Source organism: Rothia sp. ZJ932 (assembly GCF_016924835.1).
Taxonomy (GTDB): Bacteria; Actinomycetota; Actinomycetes; order Actinomycetales; family Micrococcaceae; genus Rothia.
On the sequence record NZ_CP070480.1, the window covers coordinates 642,807 to 662,822 of the forward strand.

Genomic DNA, 20,016 nt, shown 5'->3' on the forward strand with positions numbered 1-20,016 from the left:
CATGGCTAAAATCAAGTCAGGTGACCTCGTTCAGGTTATCGCTGGTGCAGACCGCGGTAAGCAGGGCAAGGTCCTCAAGGTATTCCCCAAGACCGAACGTGTACTGGTTGAAGGCGTAAAGATCGTCAGCAAGCACACCAAGGCTAACCCGATGACCGGCGCTGCCGGTGGCATCGAAAAGGTTGAGGCTTCGATTCACGTATCAAACGTTGCAATCGTTGATCCCGAGACCAAGAAGCCGACTCGCGTTGGCTACCGCCTCGAGACTGAAGAGCGCAATGGCAAGACTCGCACCAAGCGTGTTCGTGTTGCCAAGAGCTCGGGTAAGGACATCTAATGACCGAAACCAAGATCACCCCTCGCCTCAAGACCAAGTTCAACGACGAGGTCACCAAGGCTCTGCAGGAAGAGTTCGACTACAAGAACGTCATGCAGACCCCCAAGATTGTTAAAGTCGTTGTTAACATGGGTGTCGGTGAAGCAGCTAAGGACGCGAAGCTCATGGATGGAGCTATCCGCGACCTGACCGCAATCACCGGTCAGAAGCCTATGATTACCCGTGCTAAGAAGTCAATCGCTCAGTTCAAACTGCGCGAAGGTCAGCCCATTGGCGCACACGTTACTTTGCGTGGCGACCGTATGTGGGAATTCCTGGACCGTCTGATCACCTTGGCGCTGCCCCGTATTCGCGACTTCCGTGGTCTCTCAGACCGCCAGTTCGACGGTAATGGTAACTACACCTTCGGTTTGACTGAGCAGTCGATGTTCCACGAAATCGACCAGGACGCGATTGATCGTGTACGTGGTATGGACATCACTATCGTCACCACCGCTAAGACCGATGATGAAGGCCGCGCGCTTATCAAAGCACTCGGTTTCCCGTTCAAAACCCAGTAATAACGACTACGTTGTAGGTCCCGCTCAAATCTTTTGAGGTCGCGGAAACCCCAGCGAGGAAGGGCTAAAGCCCACTATGACTATGACAGATCCTGTCGCAGATATGCTGACCCGTTTGCGCAACGCAAACGCTGCATACCACGACTCCGTATCTATGCCCCACTCAAAGCTTAAGGTTCGCATTGCCGAAATCCTAAAGGCTGAGGGCTACATTGCTGACTTCAAGGTAGAAGACGCTAAGGTCGGTCAGACCTTGACTCTCGAACTGAAGTTCGGTCCCTCACGCGAGCGTTCCATTGTTGGCGTTCGTCGTATCTCCAAGCCCGGTCTGCGCGTTTACGCGAAGTCAACCAACCTTCCCTTGGTTCACGGTGGACTCGGTATCGCAATTCTGTCAACCTCTTCAGGTCTGCTGACTAACAAGCAGGCTTCGAAGAAGGGTGTTGGCGGCGAAGTCGTCGCTTACATCTGGTAGTCGGTAAGAAGAGAAAGGAAGAGTAAATGTCACGTATTGGACGTCTCCCCATCTCGGTTCCTGCCGGCGTTGAGGTTAAGATTGATGGCAACTTGGTTGCTGTAAAGGGTCCCAAGGGCGAACTGTCCCGCAAGATCTCAGCTCCCATTACTGTTGCACAGAACGACGGCGAAATTGTTGTTTCCCGTCCGAACGATGAGCGTGAATCACGCTCACTGCACGGTCTTTCACGCACCCTGATTCAGAACATGATCATCGGTGTTACTGAAGGCTACTCAAAGAAGCTCGAAATCGTTGGTACCGGTTACCGCGTGATGGCAAAGGGCTCCGATCTGGAGTTCGCGCTAGGCTACTCACACCCCGTTACTGTAAAGGCACCCGAGGGTATCACCTTTGCTGTTGAGGGCAACAACAAGCTGACTGTATCAGGTATTGATAAGCAGATTGTTGGTCAGGTTGCAGCTAACATCCGCGGTCTGCGTAAGCCCGATCCCTACAAGGGTAAGGGCGTTCGCTACGAGGGCGAGCAGATCCGCCGCAAGGTCGGAAAGGCTGGTAAGTAATAATGGCTATCAAGACAAAGTCCGCTGCACGCGCACGTCGTCATGCACGCGTCCGCAAGTACGTTTCAGGTACTGCTGCACGTCCGCGTCTGAGCGTTACCCGCTCATCACGCCACATGTTCGTTCAGGTCATCGACGATACCAAGGGTCACACCTTGGCTTACGCATCAACTCTCGAAGCTGATTTGCGTAACGCTGATCTCGATAAGACCGCTAAAGCAAAGCGCGTTGGTGAGCTCGTTGCCGAGCGCGCCAAGGCTGCAGGCGTTGAAGCAGTTGTCTTCGACCGCGGTGGTAACAAGTACCACGGTCGTGTAGCAGCAGTAGCTGAAGGCGCACGCGAAGGAGGCCTGTCACTCTAATGAGCGAGCAGACTGTAAACGAAAAGGAAACTCAGGTGACTGAAGCAACTGCAGAAGCTGTTGAAACCACCGAGAACTCCAAGCGCGAAGATCGCCGCGGTAACCGTGGTGAGCGCGGCGGTCGTGGTGGCCGTGGCGAGCGCGGCGGCCGCAACAACCGTGGTCGCGAAGAGGAGAAGGACAAGTTCATCGAGCGCGTTGTCACCATCAACCGCGTCTCCAAGGTTGTCAAGGGTGGTCGTCGCTTTAGCTTCACCGCGCTGGTAGTCGTTGGTGACGGTAACGGTATGGTTGGCGTTGGCTACGGCAAAGCTAAGGAAGTTCCTGCAGCTATTGCTAAGGGCGTTGAGGAAGCAAAGAAGAGCTTCTTCCGCGTTCCCCGCATTGAAGGCCGCACCATTCCTCACCGCGTTCAGGGCGAGCGTGCAGCTGGCGTAGTTATGCTGCGTCCTGCAACCGCTGGTACCGGTGTTATCGCTGGTGGTCCCGTTCGCGCAGTGCTTGAAGCAGCAGGTATTCACGACGTGCTGTCGAAGTCACTGGGTTCATCAAACCAGATTAACATCGTTCACGCGACTGTTGAAGCTCTCAAGCAGCTTGAAGAGCCCGCCGCTGTTGCAGCCCGCCGTGGTCTGCCCAACGACGAGGTTATCCCTGCTTACTTGCTCAACACCAAGAACGAGAAGGCAGGTGCGTAATGATGGGTAAGCGTATTAAGCCCAGTGACGCTAAGCTGGAAATCACCCAGGTCAAGTCCTATGTTGGTGAGAAGCAGAACATGCGCGACACCCTGCGTTCACTGGGGCTCAAGCGTCCCGGTAACGTAGTTGTTCGCACTGCAGACCCCGTCACCTGTGGCATGGTTAACACCGTTGCTCACCTGGTGAAGGTTGAGGAGGTCAAGTAAAGATGGCTGAACAGAACGACGCTATCAAGATTCACGATTTGCGCCCCGCTAAGGGTGCCCACAAAGCAAAGACCCGCGTAGGCCGCGGTGAAGGCTCAAAGGGTAAGACTGCAGGTCGCGGTACTAAGGGTCAGAAGGCTCGTTACCAGGTAAAGGCTGGTTTCGAGGGTGGTCAGCTTCCGCTGCACATGCGCCTTCCGAAGCTTCGCGGCTTCAAGAACCCCTTCCGCACCGAGTATCAGGTTGTCAACCTGGACCGTATCTCAGAGCTGTTCCCCGAGGGTGGCGATGTCACCGTTGAGGCACTGGTCGAGAAGGGCGCTGTTCGCAAGAACGAGCTCGTTAAGGTTCTCGGTAACGGCGATATCACCGTTAAGGTAAATATCACTGTTGACAAGGCTTCAGCTAGCGCAATCGAAAAGATTGAAGCTGCTGGCGGTTCAGTAACCGTAAAGTAAGCTAGTTAGCATGTGAGGGCTGTACTTTCCTAGGGAAGTACAGCCCTTCTTTTTTATCTTCTGTTCTGTTGCCGCGGACGCCGGGTATAGATTGTGTGGAGGGAGTGAAGGGTTATTTTCACCACTTCATATTTTTTCTGTATTGGCGTTCAAAAAGCGTTAGACTAATCAGAAGTTTGTTTTCAGCTTGCTGTGTGGGTGAGCTGAATGATTATCAATATTCAGGAGGACATGTGCTGAGCGCTTTAGGCAGGGCTTTTAAGACCCCTGACCTGCGAAATAAGCTGTTGTTTACCCTGGGCATTATCGTGATTTATCGTTTGGGCGTCTTTATCCCTGCGCCGGGTGTTTCTTTCGGGAACGTCCAGCAGTGTATGGCAACTGCCTCCGCTAGCGGTGGGCTCTTCGATATGGTGAATCTTTTCAGCGGTGGCGCCTTGCTGCAGCTGTCGGTTTTTGCACTGGGTGTTATGCCATACATTACGGCGAGCATTATTGTTCAGCTCTTGCGTGTGGTTATTCCGCGTTTTCAGGAGTTGCACGAAGAAGGTGCACAGGGTCAAACTAAGCTGACTCAGTACACCCGTTACCTCACCATTGCTTTGGCGTTTTTGAACGCTACTACCATTGTGTCCCTAGCCCGATCTGGTGCTCTATTGCCTGGCTGCAACCTACCGATTATTCCGGAGGATACCCTGATCAGTGTTGTACTGATTATTTTGGCTTTGGTGGCTGGCACCGGTATTGTGATGTGGCTGGGTGAACAGATTACTGAAAAAGGTGTGGGCAACGGTATGTCCCTGCTGATTTTCACTTCTATTGCTTCAAGCTTCCCCTCTGCACTTGGGTCGATTCAGCGTACCCTGGGTTGGGGTATTTTTGCGGGTGTCATTGCTATTGGTTTGCTGACTATCGTTGCTGTGGTGTTTGTTGAACAGTCGCAACGTCGAATCCCCGTTCAGTACGCCAAGCGTATGATTGGTCGTCGCACGATTGGTGGTACCACCACCTACATCCCGCTGAAGGTCAACATGGCGGGTGTTATTCCTGTTATCTTTGCGTCCTCGCTGCTGATGCTTCCCGCGATGCTGGCACAGTTCAACACCCCCACAGACGGCAGTGCCCCTGCTGGTTGGGTAACGTGGATCAGCACCTATTTGGTCAGTGGCGATCACCCGATCTATATGGCTCTGTACTTCTTCTTGATCGTTGGATTCGCCTACTTCTACGTTTCCATCACCTTCAACCCCGAAGAGGTTGCCGGGAACATGAAAAAATACGGTGGATTCATCCCCGGCTACCGCGCGGGCCGTCCCACCGAGCGCTACCTGAGCTACGTACTGAACCGCATTACCTTACCCGGTGCGCTTTACCTGGGCATTGTGGCGATGATTCCGCTCATTGCTCTGGTTCTCTTTGGCGCTAACCAGAACTTCCCGTTCGGCGGTACCTCGCTGCTGATCGTGGTCGGTGTCGGTCTTGATACTGTGAAGCAGATCGACGCTCAACTTCAACAACGACACTATGAAGGACTGCTACGATGAATCGTTTGCTCATTATTGGCCCTCCCGGTGCAGGTAAAGGTACCCAGGCCGTCCGTATCGCTGAAAAACTGAATATTCCCGCTATCTCAACCGGTGATATCTTCCGCAAAAATATCAAGGAAGAAACCGACCTCGGTAAAGAAGCTAAGAGCTACATTGACTCCGGCAACCTGGTTCCCGATTCAGTAACCAACAAGATGGTGCGTACCCGTTTGGCTGAAGATGACGCTGCAAGCGGCTTCTTGCTTGACGGTTACCCCCGCAACGTAGCTCAGGTGCAGGAGCTCGACAGCATCCTCTCTGACATGGGTGTTGAAATCGGACGTGTGCTCTTGCTTGTTGCCGATAACGATGAACTGGTCCAGCGCCTGCTCAACCGTGCTGCTGAGCAGGGGCGTTCGGATGATAACGAAGAAGTCATTCGCCACCGCCTTAAGGTTTACGAAGAAGAAACCGCTCCTTTGGTAGCTCTCTACACCGAACGCGGTATTGTCAAGCAAATTGATGGTCTTGGCGATATTGATGAGGTTACCGAACGCATCATGGATGCGCTCAAGTAAGTCTGCCTCTCAAGTAATTTCAGGTCTGTGCCCCCGGTCATTGCGGGGGCACATCTTTTTAACAGATGATTGATATTTGTGCCTTCTTGAGTGAGAGGGAGCAGGTTCACCGAAGGAGAAAAATCGTGCGCCGTATTGAATATAAAACTGATGCCCAGCTTGCCTCGATGGCAGCAGCAGGTGTCATTACTTCCCGAGCTCTTGACGCCGCAGTAGATGCTGCGCGAGCGGGAGTAAGCACCCTCGACCTGGATCAAGCCTTCCGGCAGGTACTTGATGAGCATCAGGCAGCGTCAAACTTCTTGGGCTATTACGATTACCCCGCTACTATCTGCGCGTCGGTCAATGAGGAAGTAGTCCACGGTATCCCCGGTGAGCGAGTCCTTCAGGACGGCGACATGATTTCTATTGATGGCGGTGCCATCGTGACTGATGCCTACGGCAAAAAATGGCACGGCGACTCAGCCCGTACCGCTTTGATCGGCAATGTTTCAGATGCGCGTCGTGAACTTTCCGAAATCACCCGTGCTGCCCTGTGGCATGGTATTGCCGCCGCCGCGTCCGCCCGTAAAGTGGGCGAAATTGGTCTTGCCGTTGAAGAATTTGTACGCGCTGAAACCGGTGACAAATACGGAATTATCGAGGATTTTGTGGGTCACGGTATCGGCTCACAAATGCACATGGCACCCGATGTTCTCAACTACGCGGCCCGAGACCTAGGCCCACGTTTGAAAAAGGGCATGGCGCTTGCCATCGAACCCATGATTGTTGCCGGTTCCATCGAAACCACAACCCTCGATGACGGGTGGACAGTGGTAACAGACGACGGCAAAGATGCCTGTCAGTGGGAACACTCCGTAGCTTTCCACTCCGAAGGAATTTGGGTGCTCACAGCTGAAGACGGTGGAGCCTCAGAACTCTCCAAACTTGGCGTGACCGTCAAACCTATTCCCTCCTAAACTACCCATCACCAGCGAAAAGAACACCATGACTGAAACCAGCACCAAGACACCGGTTGAAATCTCGGCTGTGCGCCCAGAACCCGGCAAAATCGCCCTCAAAGCACCTCGCCGGGAACAGCCACCGAAGCACATCGCAGACTTTGATATGGCAGGACGCCGTACCTTCCTCGAAGAACTCGGCTACAAGCCATTCCGCGCCTCCCAGCTCTCAAAGCACTACTTTGAACGACTGGTTAACGACCCAGATGAAATGACCGATCTGCCCGCCGCTGAGCGCGACGAGATGGTAGCCCGAGCCATGCCTCAGCTGCTGACCCCCGTTCGCACCCTGGAAGCAGATGGGGGAGACACCCTCAAAGTTGTTCACCGACTCTTCGATGGCGCCCTCATCGAATCCGTCATCATGCGTTACGAAAACCGCGTCACACTCTGCATCTCCTCCCAAGCCGGCTGCGGCATGAACTGCCCCTTCTGCGCTACCGGTCAGCAAGGTCTGACCCGAAACCTCTCCACCGCAGAAATCGTAGAGCAGGTAGTGGCAGCCGCCCGCTACCTCAAAAACATGAAGGGCCTTGAACAAGCAGAAGGCGGAGCAGAAGACACCCGCCCCCTACGCGTTTCCAACATCGTCTTCATGGGCATGGGAGAGGCACTCGCCAACTACAAACGCACCCTGGGCGCAGTACACCGCCTTATCGACCCCGCACCCGAAGGGCTCGGCATCTCAGCCCGAGGCCTCACCATGTCAACCGTCGGACTCGTCCCCGGCATCCGCAAATTCGAAATGGAAGGTCTGCCACTCACCCTCGCGCTCTCCCTCCACGCCCCTGACGACGAACTCCGCGACGAACTCATCCCCATCAACACCCACTGGAAAGTCGATGAAACCCTCGACGCAGCATACTCTTACTACCGCGCAACAGGACGCCGCATCTCCATCGAATACGCCCTCATCCGCGACATCAACGACCAAGGCTGGCGCGCAGACCTCCTCGGCAAAAAACTAGCATCACGCGGACGCGGCTGGGTACACGTCAACCCCATCCCTCTCAACCCCACCCCGGGCTCCAAATGGACAGCATCCCGCAAAGGCGTCGAACAAAACTTCGTCGAACGCCTCCGCGCACACGGAATACCGGTGACCGTTCGTGATACTCGCGGCTCCGATATTGACGGTGCGTGCGGTCAGCTAGCTGCTCAGGAGGACTAACCGCGAGTATCACTGACTCGCTGGCGCTCGTTGCCTGCGCCTCGAAAGCTAGCTGCTCAAGAAAAGGATGCGTTGCAGGGGGATGAAGAAGGTACCCAGCTGTTGATGTTAAGCTCACATCAAAAATACTGACAAGCTATTAACAACCCTCCCCAAATGCCGTAGACTATTTATTTGGTTGTCTGTGCCATGCGATCGTCGCATCCGTACCCTGTACGGAAATCACAGATGAAATACAAACTGCCCCTGCAGTAGCAGAAGGGCACCGAACGTTAGCGGAGGATATGGCCAAGAAAGACGGCGTCATTGAGATCGAAGGTTCTGTGGTAGAAGCTCTGCCCAACGCGATGTTTCGTGTTGAGCTAGACAACGGTCACAAGGTACTTGCACATATCTCAGGCAAGATGCGTCAGCACTACATTCGAATCCTACCTGAGGACCGTGTAGTAGTTGAGCTCAGCCCTTACGACCTCTCACGCGGTCGTATCGTCTACCGCTACAAATAAAAACACACCAAACGTCGCACCCGGTGCGACGTTTACCGTGTGTTACCGGGGGTAATAGTTCAGCGTTAGTCGAACCTCTTATCCCGCAATTGTCAATGCAAATAATTGCAATCAACGCAAAGGAATGCGATGAAGGTCAAGCCGAGCGTTAAGCCGATCTGCGATAAGTGCAAAGTGATCCGCCGCAACAGCGTGGTCATGGTGATCTGCGAAAACCCGCGTCACAAGCAGCGTCAGGGCTAATAACCTACCTGCTTCACAACAGTCGCACATCAGTGTGGCGTAAATGATAAGGCACCGCTCCTAAAAATTTTAGGGTACCTCCGGATTCAGAGGCCGGGGACCGACACAACCGTCGGGCAGTGATGCCGAAGACCTCTGGTAAAAACAAGGAGAAAGCCATATGGCACGTCTCGCCGGAGTAGATATTCCCCGCGAAAAGCGCGTGGAAGTAGCTCTTACTTACATCTACGGCGTGGGTAAAACCCGTGCAAAGGAAGCTCTTGCTGCAACCGGTGTCTCACCCGACATCCGCGTCAAGGATCTTGAAGATCAGCAGCTCGTAGCACTTCGTGACTTCATCGAAGGTAACTACAAGGTTGAAGGTGACCTTCGCCGTGAGGTTGCTGCAGATATCCGCCGCAAGGTAGAAATCGGTAGCTACCAGGGTCTGCGTCACCGTCGCGGCCTGCCGGTACACGGTCAGCGCACCAAGACCAACGCACGTACCCGTAAGGGCCCGAAGCGTACCGTTGCAGGTAAGAAGAAATAATAAGCGTTGAATCAGCCAAGTAATTCTTACCTGGCCAACGCTCACCAACCAACTTTGTAGGAGAATCAATAATGCCTCCCAAGACTCGCGCAGCGGCTGCTCGTAAGCCCCGCCGCAAGGTTAATAAGAACATTGTTGCAGGTCAGGCTCATATCAAGTCAACCTTCAACAACACCATCATCTCAATCACTGACCCTTCAGGCGCAGTTATCTCCTGGTCATCAGCAGGCGAAATCGGCTTCAAAGGTTCACGTAAGTCAACTCCTTACGCAGCTCAGATGGCTGCTGAGACCGCTGCAAAGCGCGCTCAGGAACACGGCGTACGCAAGGTAGACGTTTTCGTTAAGGGGCCCGGTCCCGGCCGTGAAACCGCAATCCGCTCACTTCAGGCATCAGGCCTCGAAGTTGGCTCAATTCAGGACGTCACCCCCGTTGCACACAACGGTTGCCGTCCCCCGAAGCGCCGCCACGTCTAATCGCTGGTTCGTCCCAGAGAAAATATTTTCTGTGGGCAATCACGATCAGTTCGTGATTACAGACGGATCAATACGTCTGCTTCCTTATCCCTTGTTTTCCCGTTACCTGTGAGCTCATATAGCGGATGCTCACTGAAAGGAAACACAGTGCTAATTGCACAGCGCCCCACTCTGAGTGAAGAAGTTGTTGCGGAAAACCGCTCACGCTTCACCATCGAGCCCCTGGAGCCCGGTTTCGGCTACACCTTGGGTAACTCACTTCGTCGTACCCTGCTTTCATCAATCCCCGGTGCCGCTGTAACCAGCGTCCGCATCGAGGGCGTGCTGCACGAATTCAGCACCGTTGAAGGCGTCACTGAAGACGTTACCGAGATCATCTTGAACATCAAGAAGCTCTCAGTATCATCTGAAAACGACGAGCCCGTGACTGCATACCTGCGCAAGCAGGGTTCCGGTGAACTCACCGCAGCAGACATCGAGGTACCCGCCGGTGTAGAGATTCACAACCCGGAACTTCACATCGCAACCCTCAACGCTAATGCTAGCTTTGACGCTGAACTGACCATCGAACGTGGACGCGGCTACGTATCTGCAGCTCAGAACAAGTCAGGTGACAACGAGATCGGTCGTATTCCGGTTGACTCCATCTACTCACCCGTCTTGAAGGTCACCTTCCGCGTCTCAGCGACCCGTGTTGAGCAGCGCACTGACTTTGATCGTCTGACTCTAGACGTTGAAACCAAGGAAGCTATTGCTCCTCGCGACGCAGTTGCATCAGCAGGTAGCACCCTGGTAGAGCTCTTCGGTCTTGCACGCGAACTCAATACCGCAGCTGAAGGTATTGAAGTTGGTCCGTCACCTGCTGACGAATCAATGGCTGCTGACCTTGCTCTTCCCATTGAAGACCTTGAAATGTCTGTACGTTCCTACAACTGCCTCAAGCGTGAAGGCATCCACACCGTGGGTGAACTCGTAACTCGCTCAGAAGCAGATCTCATGGATATCCGTAACTTTGGTGCTAAGTCCATCGACGAGGTCAAGGCAAAGCTCACCGAGCTCGGTCTGGCTCTCAAGGATTCACCTCCCGGTTTCGACCTCGCTTCACGTGCATACGATGAAGACGGTTACGGTAACGAGTTCTAAGACTTAAACGGTCTGCATTCATCGAGTGACTCATGAATGCTTCAACGTCAAAACTTAGGTTCCTTGATTTTTGAGAGTAAAAAATCAAAGAACGTAACCTTTGGAGAATAAACTATGCCTACTCCCACTAAGGGTCCCCGCCTCGGCGGTAGCCCGACCCACGAGCGTTTGATGCTCAACAACCTGTCACAGCAGCTGTTCGAGCACAAGCGCATCACCACCACCGTTACCAAGGCAAAGCGTATGCGCCCCGTTGCTGAGCGCCTCATTACCTTTGCTAAGAAAGGTGACCTGGCGGCACGCCGTCGCGTTCTGCGTTCACTGACCGACAAGTCAGTTGTACACGAACTATTCACCGTTATCGCTCCTGCAATGGCAGAGCGTCCCGGTGGTTACACCCGCATCACCAAGATCGGTAACCGTAAGGGCGATAACGCTCCTATGGCAGTTATCGAACTGGTCATGGAGCCCGTAGCTTCAAAGGGTGCAGTTGCTGAAGCAACCCAGGTTGCAGCAGCATCAGCTCCCGTAGCTGAAGAAGCGCCCGTTGCTGAAGCACCTGCTGCTGAGGCTACTACATCAGACCTGCCCGCAGGTGCACACGGTGCAACCGAAACCGGTAAAGCTCCCGAGGGCTTCGCTATCAAGGGTAACTCTGACTCCATGAAGTACCACGTACCTGGCTCACGCTGGTACGCAAACACCCAGGCTGAGATTTGGTTCGACACCAAGGAATCAGCTGAAGCAGCTGGCTACGCACCTGCAGGTGGCGCAGCAGCTCAGACTATCTCTGAGTAATTAGCGTCAGGTCATAGCCTTGAGAACTCCGCCACTCACACTAGTGAGTGGCGGAGTTTTTTTATTTCTTACAGGAGAAGTTCATGGAAAGCTTCCATCATGCTGGGGGAGCCCAACACCAACGTATCAGAATCGATCTTGCCTACGATGGAGCACCCTTTTCTGGGTGGGCTAAACAGCCCGGTAGGGTGACGATTCAGGGATGTCTTGAGGAGGCTCTCGCGCTGATTCTTCGTGAGCCGGTGCAGGTGACTGTTGCCGGCCGTACTGATGCGGGGGTACACGCGTCTGCCCAGACAGTTCACTGCGATATACCTCGGCACCTGTGGGAGAAAGTTCCCGGACGCAGCAATAGGCTGCCAGCTCAAGCCTTGGAGCCCCGCCTGCGCGGAGCGCTCAGCCGAATACTTGCTGATGCGGAGCAGGAGCTTCATGTGCCTGTTCAACTCAAAGGTCTCATGCAGGGGAGCATCGCAATCCACGCAGTTAGTGAAGTCAGCGCAGACTTTGATGCTCGCTTTTCAGCATTGGGCAGGCGCTACCAGTACCTTATTGCTGATGATGCGTTAGGGGTAGCGGTACCAACCGATCGACACTCCATGTGGCAGGTTGAAACGCTACTCGACGTAGAAGTGATGAACGAGGGAGCTCAAAGAGTATTAGGGCTCAATGACTTTCTTTCTTTCTGTAAGCCTAGAGTAGGTGCAACAACAATCCGCGAGCTTCGTGATTTCACCTTTATCCGTCGTAATGATCACGTGATTGAAACCCGTATTGAGGCTGATGCTTTCTGCCACAATATGGTGCGTTCGCTGGTGGGATCTTTGGTTCTGGTGGGCGCGGGGGAACGCAGTTTGGAATGGATCGAGCATAAGATGAAGGCCCCTGCTCGGGACGCGCGGGTCAAGCTAGCGCCTGCTTGCGGGTTGAGTCTCGCTGAGATCTATTACCCGGAACTGGAGCTTTTTGGAGCTCAGGCAGAACTTACGCGCGCCGTACGAGAGATTTAAAATCACATCAGTGGGATTTAAGGGCTTTAAGTGCTCTTAATCCCTAAAAATACGTAGATTTAGTGTGAACACTAGGGTATAGTTTCATACGTTGTGCGTGTTCCCTCCTGATTCACGTGTGCCAAAGAACAGTCCAGTTGCAGGACGACACTTTCTTTAGGCGCCCAGGAGTTGCGAACGAGCAGTTGTTTCTGGTCCTCACCCAGTACCTGCTATCGCACGTGGTAAGAGGCGCGATACCCAACTAGCGCCTACATGAACATACGAGACAAAGGCGAAATTTTGCGCACTTACACTCCAAAACCCGGCGAAGTAGAGCGCCAGTGGCACGTTATTGACGCTACTGACGTTGTTCTGGGTCGTCTTGCAAGCCAGACCGCTATTCTTTTGCGCGGCAAGCACAAGCCCACTTTTGCACCTCACGTTGATACCGGTGACTCAGTTATCATCATCAACGCTGAAAAGGTTGCACTGACCGGCGCTAAGCTCGAGCAGAAGCGTGCATACCGTCACTCAGGTTACCCCGGTGGTCTGAAGTCAGTGAACTATGCAGAGCTCTTGGAATCAAACCCCACCCGTGCAGTTGAAAAGGCTGTCAAGGGTATGCTCCCCAAGAACAAGCTTGCAGCACAGCAGCTGAAGAACCTCAAGGTCTACGCAGGTGCAGAGCACCCGCACGCTGCACAGCAGCCCAAGACCTACGAATTTACCCAGGTCGCCCAGTAATTCGGGCCTACGAAGACAACTTTAAGGAGAAATCGTGGCTCAGAACGAAGAGCAGATTGTCAACGAGGAAGAGCTGACCAGCTACACCTCAGAATCCTCAGCTCCTGTAGCAGAGGCAGCCAAGGCTAACCGTCCTGCCCTTACCGTTTCAGGTCAGGCAGTAGGTCGCCGTAAAGAAGCAGTCGCACGCGTGCGCGTTATCCCAGGCTCAGGTCAGTGGACCGTTAATGGTCGCACCCTGGAAAACTACTTCCCCAATAAGCTGCACCAGCAGGAAGTAAACGATCCTTTCAAGCTTCTTGAGCTTGAAGGCGCTTACGATGTAATTGCTCGCATTTCAGGTGGCGGTCCTTCAGGTCAGGCAGGCGCACTGCGTCTGGGCGTTTCACGCGCACTGAACGAAATCGATACCGAGAACAACCGCCCGACCCTGAAGAAGGCAGGCTTCCTTACCCGTGACGCACGCGTCATCGAACGTAAGAAGGCTGGCCTTAAGAAGGCACGTAAGGCTTCACAGTTCTCAAAGCGTTAATTACGCTTTACCGGTTGCTTTTCAACCGCAGAACTTTTTCGAAGGCTCTTCCCAGATTCGTTGGGAGGAGCCTTCGGGCTTTTAAGGTTCTTACTTCAGCTGCGGTCTGCGGTGCGTAATAGCCACGACTAGATACAGCGACCGGCTTACAATATAGCTAAGATGTTTATTCGCCCCACGAGACAAGGAGGTCTCTCTTTCATGACTTCTCAGAACAAGTCCGCAGAAGTAACGACTCCTGACGCCGCCAGCCCCACAGAGACTGAGAAAGCAGCTATCAAGGACGCCTTGAAGAAAGAGGTGCGTCGACGTTCAGTAGTGGAAGACTACGCGGCTGAACTTGATGAAATTGCATCGCTGACTCACCGTCTCATGGGCGAAGATGATACCTCTGATGCTTGGAAGAAGGGGTACCCCTACGATACGAAGATGAGCCGTAAGGAGTACGAAAAAACCAAGCGTGCCCTGCAAATTGAGCTTTTGAAACTGCAACTGTGGGTTAAAGAAACTGGTCAGAAAGTGCTCATTATCTTTGAGGGACGCGATGCTGCCGGTAAGGGGGGCGCAATCAAACGTTTCACTGAGCACCTCAACCCCCGTGGTTCTCGCGTAGTGGCACTGGAGAAGCCTACCGAAGTGGAGCAGACACAGTGGTACTTCCAGCGTTATATCGCTCATCTGCCTTCCGGCGGTGAAATCGTGATGATGGATCGTTCTTGGTACAACCGTGCGGGTGTGGAGCGAGTCATGGGCTACTGTACTTCTCAGCAGTACTATGAGTTCATGCGAGAGGTCCCCGATTTGGAGCGGATGTTAGTGAATTCGGGCGTCAAGCTTATTAAATTCTGGTTCTCGGTGACGCGCGCAGAACAACTGGCGCGTTTTAACGCCCGCCGTACTGACCCGGTACGTCAGTGGAAACTCTCTCCCACTGACCTCGCTTCCTTGGATAAGTGGGACGACTACACAGAAGCCAAAGAGGCAATGTTCTTCTACACTAATACCGGGGATGCTCCGTGGACTGTGGTGAAATCAAATGACAAGAAACGCGCCCGTCTGGAAGCTATGCGTCACGTGTTGAGCCAGTTCGACTACCCCAATAAAGACCATTCTGTTGTGGGCACCACCGACCCTCTCATTGTGGGATCCGCATCTGAAACTTTTGAGGATGATGAGAGAGAAAACCCGGAAGGGTTCCCCGTGCTAAAAGATGACAGAAGCTAAAGACAACGTAGAATAGAACGTGATGGCACAGAGATTATTTGGGACCGACGGTGTACGCGGTCTAGCAAACGAGAAAATTACTGCTGAGTTGGCTTTGAAGCTGGCACAGGCAGCTTCGGTAGTACTTGGTCATTCGCAGGCAGCTGAGGGTACGCGTCCTAAAGCCGTTATTGCACATGATTCACGTATCAGCGGTGAGTTCATTGGCGCTGCAATGATGGCTGGCTTCGCGAGTTCCGGTATTGATGTTTTGGATGCCGGGTTGGTACCGACCCCCGCCGCCGCCTACCTAGTCGCCTCGACTGAGGCTGATTTTGGCGTCATGATTTCAGCGTCGCACAACCCTGCTGAAGATAACGGTATTAAGTTCCTTGCCCGTGGCGGTAAGAAACTTGATGATGCTATCGAAGACGAGATCGAGCGCCTATATCGTGCCGAAGAGTTCCGCTTTCCCACACACGGAGACGTGGGACGAATCCAGGTGCTGGCTGACGGCGAAGACCGTTACGTTACCCACTTGATTTCAACCATGCCGGATCACCGTGGCCTTTCTGGTCTGACCGTTGTGCTTGACTGTGCTAATGGTGCTGCCTCAGGTGTTTCACCCGATGCTTTCCGCGCCCTGGGCGCTAAGGTTCACGTTATCGGCGCAGAACCCAACGGCACTAATATCAACGATGGAGTGGGATCCACCCACCCTGAATTGTTGCAAGAAGCCGTTCGTTTTATTCAGGCTGATTTTGGTATCGCTCACGACGGCGACGCGGACCGTTGTATGGCAGTTGATGAACAGGGCAACCTGGTAGACGGTGATCAAATCATGTCTATTTTGGCGGTTGCGATGAAAGAAGCGGGCAAGCTAAAGGATGACACCCTAGTAGCTACCGTTATGTCGTCACTGGGGCTTGAGCTTTACCTCAAGGAACAGGGCATTAGGCTAGAGCGCACTGCTGTGGGCGACCGCTACGTGCTGGAAGCTATGCGCGATACCGGTTACAACTTGGGCGGTGAACAGTCGGGTCACGTCATCATGAGTGACTACGCAACTACCGGCGACGGCGTTTTGACCGGTCTGCATCTAGCTGCTGAAATCGTCCGTACTGGTCTGCCTCTTTCTGAGCTGGCTAACCGTATGCAGGCTACTCCGCAGAAGCTCATTAACGTCAAGGGCGTCAACCGCGCTGGTGTCTCAACCTCTGATGCTCTGCAGGCTGAAATTAAGGCTGTAGAGACTGAGCTGGGGGAGACCGGACGCGTGTTGCTGCGCCCATCGGGTACCGAACCTTTGGTGCGCGTCATGGTCGAAGCTGCGAGCCAAGATGAGGCTGGTTCCTACGCACAACGACTAGCGGATGTTGTTGCTAAAGAACTGGCTCTGTAAAGATTTTCAATAACTGCTCACACGTCAGCGCGCTCTAACCTGTCATGGGGTGGGGCGCGCTTTTGTGTGCTTTTCTTTCTGACAGTAGAAGATATAGAGAGCTTCTTGAGGGAAAAGTGTTAAAACTTTTCTTCTATTATACGAGTGCTATATTTCTTTTTTTGAGTGTTGAGGTGTACCTTAGTTACACGATGAGCAATGCTGTCTAGACAGGTTTTGCTGTCCGCTTGCTCTGACTTTCCATTCACTTTTTCTTTTCTTTTGAGGGATTCATGTCTACGACAACTCCTGCCAAGCCCAGCATGCGCGTGCGTGTGCAGCGCTTTGGAACCTTCCTCTCATCAATGATTATGCCCAACATTGGTGCGCTCATTGCCTGGGGTATTATCACCGCTCTCTTTATTCCTGCCGGTCTCGTACCCAAATACATTCCCGCTCTCACTGACTTCAGCGCAATGGTCGCCACCATGGTTGGCCCCATGGTTACCTACCTGTTGCCCATTTTGATCGCTTACACCGGCGGTAAATTGGTGTACGAACACCGTGGTGGCGTTGTAGGCGCAACCGCAACTATGGGCGTTATCTTGGGTACTTCTTCGGAGCTCTTTGTAGGCGAAGAAGGTGGCTCACCCATGTTCCTTGGCGCTATGATCATGGGGCCGCTGGCTGCATGGTGCATGAAGAAGCTCGACGGTCTGTGGGACGGTAAGATTAAGCCCGGCTTTGAAATGCTGGTCAATAACTTCTCTGCCGGTATCTTCGCTGCAATTGCTGCTATTGCCTCGATGTTCCTGCTGACCCCCGTCATGAAGGGTATCTCAGCGGGCGCTGGTGCCGCCGTTGACTGGCTGGTCTCAACAGGTCTGTTGCCTTTGACTGCGCTCTTGATTGAGCCTGCGAAGGTGCTCTTCCTCAACAACGCTATTAACCACGGCATCATCACTCCTTTGGGCACCGAGCAGGCACTGGAGCAGGGTAAGTCAATTCTTTACCTGCTGGAAGCTAACCCCGGCCCCGGTCTGGGCATCCTCCTTGCCTACATGGTATTTGGTCGCGGCGCTGCAAAGGCTTCATCCTCAGGTGCGGCTCTAATCCACTTCTTCGGCGGTATCCACGAAATTTACTTCCCCTACGTTTTGATGCGTCCCCAGCTGATTGCGGCTGCCGTTGCCGGTGGTATGGCAGGTACTTTCACCTTCTTGGCATTGGGCGTAGGTCTCACATCAGCCTCAGCTCCTGGATCAATCATCGCAATTACCGCTGTGGCTGCTCCCGGCGACCTGCTGAAAATTTACCTGGGCGTTTTTGCTGCTACCGCTGTTTCATTCCTCGTTGCTTCAGCAATTCTTAAGTTCTCTAAGCAGGGCGAAGACGACTTGGCTGCTGCTGCTGAGAAAATGCAGTCGATGAAGGGCAAGAAATCATCTGTTGCTGGTGCTTTCACCACTGCTGACGCTGGTAATAAGAAAATCGAGAAGATTGTTTTTGCGTGCGACGCGGGTATGGGATCCTCAGCGATGGGCGCTTCGGTACTGCGCAACAAGATCAAGGACGCGGGTCTGGGCGATAAAGTCACCGTTGTTAACTCTGCCATCAATAACCTCAAGGATGAATTTGATCTGCTGGTTTCACACCAGGATCTAGCAGACCGTGCAGCTGCTCCTACCCCCTCCGCCGTTCACGTTGCTGTTGATAACTTCATGGGTTCACCTCGCTATGATGAAATTGTTGAGATGCTCAAAGAGCAGTACTCAGATGCGCCTAAATCCAGCCCCAACGTGGTAGCAAACAAGGCTGGTGCTGTGCCTGCCGTCCAGGGTGCGTCCCAGGTGCTCTCCAAGCGATCCATCGTAATGGACGGGGTTGCATCTTCACGTGACCAGGCGATCGATCAAGCAGGTGCTCTACTTGTTGACACCGGTTCCGTTGACCAGTCCTACATTGCTGCAATGCACGAGCGCGAAGCCTCTGTTTCTACTTTCATGGGTAATGGTCTGGCTATTCCCCACGGCACTAACGAAGCAAAGAGCGCAATCTACGACTCGGCTATGTCATTCACTCGTTATACAGAGCCTATTGACTGGAACGGTAAACCCGTCAAATTCGTTATCGGTATTGCAGGGGCTGACGGCGAGCACCTTGAACTGCTGCAGAAGATTGCAAAAATCTTCTCGTCTAAGGACTCTGTAGCTCAGCTGGAGCAGGCACAAACCGCCGAGGACGTGCTGGAGATTTTCGGAAAGGTCAATGACTAATGAAGAAAGCTGTACATTTCGGTGCAGGAAACATCGGACGCGGTTTTGTGGGCGTTTTGCTGCACGAGGCTGGGTACGAGCTTGTTTTCTCAGATGTTGCTGCCCCCGTTATTGACAAGCTCAACTCGTTGGAGTCCTACACAGTTCATGAGGTGGGACATACTCCCCGAGATCTTGAAATCACCGGTTTTCGGGGGATTAACTCCGCTGAAACCCCTGAGGTTCTGGCTCAGGAAATTGCAACCGCTGATGTCGTGACCACCGCTGTGGGCCCAAAAATTCTCAAGTTTGTTGCGAAGAATATTGCTGAAGGTCTTGAGCTACGCGCCGCTGCAGGAACCGAAGGTAAGGTCGCGGTGATGGCGTGTGAGAATGCCATTAATGCCACCGATATGTTGGCTGCTGCTGTGCGCGAGCACTACCCGGCTGCTGATTCGGTTGCGACTTTTGCTAACACAGCAGTGGATCGCATTGTTCCGGCACAGGATCCCGGTGACGGTCTGGATGTTACAGTTGAGAACTACTACGAGTGGGCTATTGAGTCCGCGCCTTTCAACGGTACTCCTCCTGAGATTCCCGGAGCTACCTGGGTAGATGACCTTGCGCCCTACATCACGCGCAAGCTCTTCACCGTGAACACCGGTCACGCAACCGCGGCCTACTTTGGTCGCGCAGCTGGTATCTCAAAAATTTCTGATGTTTTGGAAAACGCTGAGATCCGCGCGAAGGTGGAGGCAACTCTTGCCGAAACCAAGGATCTGATTGTTCGCAGGTTCGGTTTTGAGCCCGACGTGCAACAGGCTTACATCGAAAAAATCATTGCTCGATTTGAAAACCCGCACCTGCCCGACACCGTTGAGCGCGTAGGACGCGGACCGTTGCGTAAGATTTCTCGGTATGAGCGTTTTACCGGTCCGGCAGCAGACCTTGCCGAGCTGGGACGTCCCACCGATGCTCTTCTCGCCACTATATCGGCGTTGCTGGACTTTAACGTTGTCGATGACGAAGAGTCTCAGGAACTCCAGCGTAAGCTCTCAGAACTCTCAGCCGGTACTATTACCGCTGAAGCGCTGACAGAGGAACTCACCGGTCTAGATACACAGCACCCGCTCTTCACAGACCTCGTTGCTGTTATAGCTGCTAAGGTCTAAGCGATACCCAACCGTTAGGTGTACGCATCACACCATAGACGCCCACTTTCTCGAGAAAGAAGTGGGCGTCTTTGCATTTTCCAGCTTCGTATTAAAAGAAAAGG

General features: G+C 53.4%; 25 protein-coding genes. All 25 read left to right on the forward strand.

Translation table 11 applies throughout. The features are described from left to right. The first annotated feature begins 1 nt into the window (after position 1). The 25 genes from rplX (at position 2) to JR346_RS03065 (ending at position 19,912) form a co-directional block, all read left to right on the forward strand. Positions 2-337 carry a 50S ribosomal protein L24 gene (gene rplX, locus JR346_RS02945; RefSeq protein ID WP_204877178.1) on the forward strand — a complete coding sequence of 112 codons (336 nt, stop codon included), beginning with the start codon at positions 2-4 and terminating at the stop codon, positions 335-337. Next, positions 337-897 (forward strand): 50S ribosomal protein L5, encoded by a 561-nt coding sequence (gene rplE / locus JR346_RS02950; protein ID WP_204877177.1) that lies wholly within the window; start codon positions 337-339, stop codon positions 895-897. The genes rplX and rplE overlap by 1 nt, the downstream gene beginning before the upstream one ends. 76 nt (positions 898-973) lie before the next feature. Then, positions 974-1,372, forward strand: coding sequence for a 30S ribosomal protein S8 (gene rpsH / locus JR346_RS02955; protein ID WP_204877176.1), 399 nt, complete (start codon positions 974-976; stop codon positions 1,370-1,372). Positions 1,373-1,398: 26 nt separating this feature from the next. Further along, positions 1,399-1,935 carry a 50S ribosomal protein L6 gene (gene rplF, locus JR346_RS02960; RefSeq protein WP_204877175.1) on the forward strand — a complete coding sequence of 179 codons (537 nt, stop codon included), beginning with the start codon at positions 1,399-1,401 and terminating at the stop codon, positions 1,933-1,935. 2 nt (positions 1,936-1,937) lie between these two features. After that, positions 1,938-2,297, forward strand: a complete 360-nt coding sequence (gene rplR, locus JR346_RS02965) for a 50S ribosomal protein L18 (RefSeq protein WP_204877174.1) — start codon at positions 1,938-1,940, stop codon at positions 2,295-2,297. Then, positions 2,297-2,995: a 30S ribosomal protein S5 gene (rpsE, locus tag JR346_RS02970; protein WP_239478695.1), complete on the forward strand. Its 699-nt coding sequence runs from the start codon at positions 2,297-2,299 to the stop codon at positions 2,993-2,995. The genes rplR and rpsE overlap by 1 nt, the downstream gene beginning before the upstream one ends. Then, a complete protein-coding gene (rpmD, locus tag JR346_RS02975; RefSeq protein ID WP_204877173.1) occupies positions 2,995-3,204 on the forward strand; it encodes a 50S ribosomal protein L30 in 210 nt (69 codons plus the stop codon). The genes rpsE and rpmD overlap by 1 nt, the downstream gene beginning before the upstream one ends. A 2-nt stretch (positions 3,205-3,206) precedes the next feature. Next, positions 3,207-3,662 (forward strand): 50S ribosomal protein L15, encoded by a 456-nt coding sequence (rplO, locus tag JR346_RS02980; protein ID WP_205483086.1) that lies wholly within the window; start codon positions 3,207-3,209, stop codon positions 3,660-3,662. A gap of 233 nt (positions 3,663-3,895) precedes the next feature. Beyond that, positions 3,896-5,206, forward strand: a complete 1,311-nt coding sequence (secY, locus tag JR346_RS02985; protein ID WP_204877171.1) for a preprotein translocase subunit SecY — start codon at positions 3,896-3,898, stop codon at positions 5,204-5,206. Further along, positions 5,203-5,766, forward strand: a complete 564-nt coding sequence (locus tag JR346_RS02990; protein WP_205483094.1) for an adenylate kinase — start codon at positions 5,203-5,205, stop codon at positions 5,764-5,766. The genes secY and JR346_RS02990 overlap by 4 nt, the downstream gene beginning before the upstream one ends. A 125-nt stretch (positions 5,767-5,891) precedes the next feature. Beyond that, the gene (map, locus tag JR346_RS02995; protein ID WP_205483100.1) at positions 5,892-6,725 is read left to right on the forward strand and encodes a type I methionyl aminopeptidase; all 834 of its coding nucleotides are present in this window, start codon (positions 5,892-5,894) and stop codon (positions 6,723-6,725) included. 28 nt (positions 6,726-6,753) lie between these two features. Next, complete coding sequence (rlmN, locus tag JR346_RS03000; protein WP_205483108.1) at positions 6,754-7,938, forward strand: 23S rRNA (adenine(2503)-C(2))-methyltransferase RlmN; 1,185 nt, start codon at positions 6,754-6,756, stop codon at positions 7,936-7,938. Positions 7,939-8,222: 284 nt separating this feature from the next. Next, the gene (gene infA / locus JR346_RS03005; RefSeq protein WP_005505018.1) at positions 8,223-8,444 is read left to right on the forward strand and encodes a translation initiation factor IF-1; all 222 of its coding nucleotides are present in this window, start codon (positions 8,223-8,225) and stop codon (positions 8,442-8,444) included. A 129-nt stretch (positions 8,445-8,573) separates the two neighbouring features. After that, on the forward strand, positions 8,574-8,687 hold the full coding sequence (gene rpmJ, locus JR346_RS03010; protein WP_168614911.1) for a 50S ribosomal protein L36: 114 nt from the start codon (positions 8,574-8,576) through the stop codon (positions 8,685-8,687). Positions 8,688-8,847: 160 nt separating this feature from the next. Beyond that, positions 8,848-9,216 carry a 30S ribosomal protein S13 gene (gene rpsM, locus JR346_RS03015; RefSeq protein WP_204877167.1) on the forward strand — a complete coding sequence of 123 codons (369 nt, stop codon included), beginning with the start codon at positions 8,848-8,850 and terminating at the stop codon, positions 9,214-9,216. A gap of 71 nt (positions 9,217-9,287) precedes the next feature. Continuing rightward, positions 9,288-9,692: a 30S ribosomal protein S11 gene (gene rpsK / locus JR346_RS03020; protein WP_204877166.1), complete on the forward strand. Its 405-nt coding sequence runs from the start codon at positions 9,288-9,290 to the stop codon at positions 9,690-9,692. Between the two features lie 147 nt (positions 9,693-9,839). After that, positions 9,840-10,835, forward strand: a complete 996-nt coding sequence (locus JR346_RS03025; RefSeq protein ID WP_204877165.1) for a DNA-directed RNA polymerase subunit alpha — start codon at positions 9,840-9,842, stop codon at positions 10,833-10,835. Between the two features lie 114 nt (positions 10,836-10,949). Continuing rightward, positions 10,950-11,633 (forward strand): 50S ribosomal protein L17, encoded by a 684-nt coding sequence (gene rplQ / locus JR346_RS03030; protein WP_205483109.1) that lies wholly within the window; start codon positions 10,950-10,952, stop codon positions 11,631-11,633. Positions 11,634-11,716: 83 nt separating this feature from the next. Then, positions 11,717-12,643: a tRNA pseudouridine(38-40) synthase TruA gene (truA, locus tag JR346_RS03035; RefSeq protein ID WP_204877163.1), complete on the forward strand. Its 927-nt coding sequence runs from the start codon at positions 11,717-11,719 to the stop codon at positions 12,641-12,643. Positions 12,644-12,925: 282 nt separating this feature from the next. After that, entirely contained in the window at positions 12,926-13,369 is a 444-nt protein-coding gene (gene rplM, locus JR346_RS03040) for a 50S ribosomal protein L13 (RefSeq protein WP_204877162.1), read from the forward strand. Positions 13,370-13,403: 34 nt separating this feature from the next. Further along, entirely contained in the window at positions 13,404-13,901 is a 498-nt protein-coding gene (gene rpsI, locus JR346_RS03045) for a 30S ribosomal protein S9 (protein WP_204877161.1), read from the forward strand. A 201-nt stretch (positions 13,902-14,102) separates the two neighbouring features. Next, positions 14,103-15,125 carry a polyphosphate kinase 2 gene (gene ppk2 / locus JR346_RS03050; RefSeq protein ID WP_205483111.1) on the forward strand — a complete coding sequence of 341 codons (1,023 nt, stop codon included), beginning with the start codon at positions 14,103-14,105 and terminating at the stop codon, positions 15,123-15,125. A gap of 22 nt (positions 15,126-15,147) precedes the next feature. Beyond that, positions 15,148-16,506, forward strand: coding sequence for a phosphoglucosamine mutase (gene glmM / locus JR346_RS03055; protein WP_205483113.1), 1,359 nt, complete (start codon positions 15,148-15,150; stop codon positions 16,504-16,506). Between the two features lie 272 nt (positions 16,507-16,778). Continuing rightward, positions 16,779-18,761, forward strand: coding sequence for a PTS mannitol transporter subunit IICBA (locus JR346_RS03060; RefSeq protein WP_205483115.1), 1,983 nt, complete (start codon positions 16,779-16,781; stop codon positions 18,759-18,761). Next, the gene (locus tag JR346_RS03065) at positions 18,761-19,912 is read left to right on the forward strand and encodes a mannitol-1-phosphate 5-dehydrogenase (RefSeq protein ID WP_204877157.1); all 1,152 of its coding nucleotides are present in this window, start codon (positions 18,761-18,763) and stop codon (positions 19,910-19,912) included. The genes JR346_RS03060 and JR346_RS03065 overlap by 1 nt, the downstream gene beginning before the upstream one ends. Positions 19,913-20,016 lie beyond the last annotated feature (104 nt).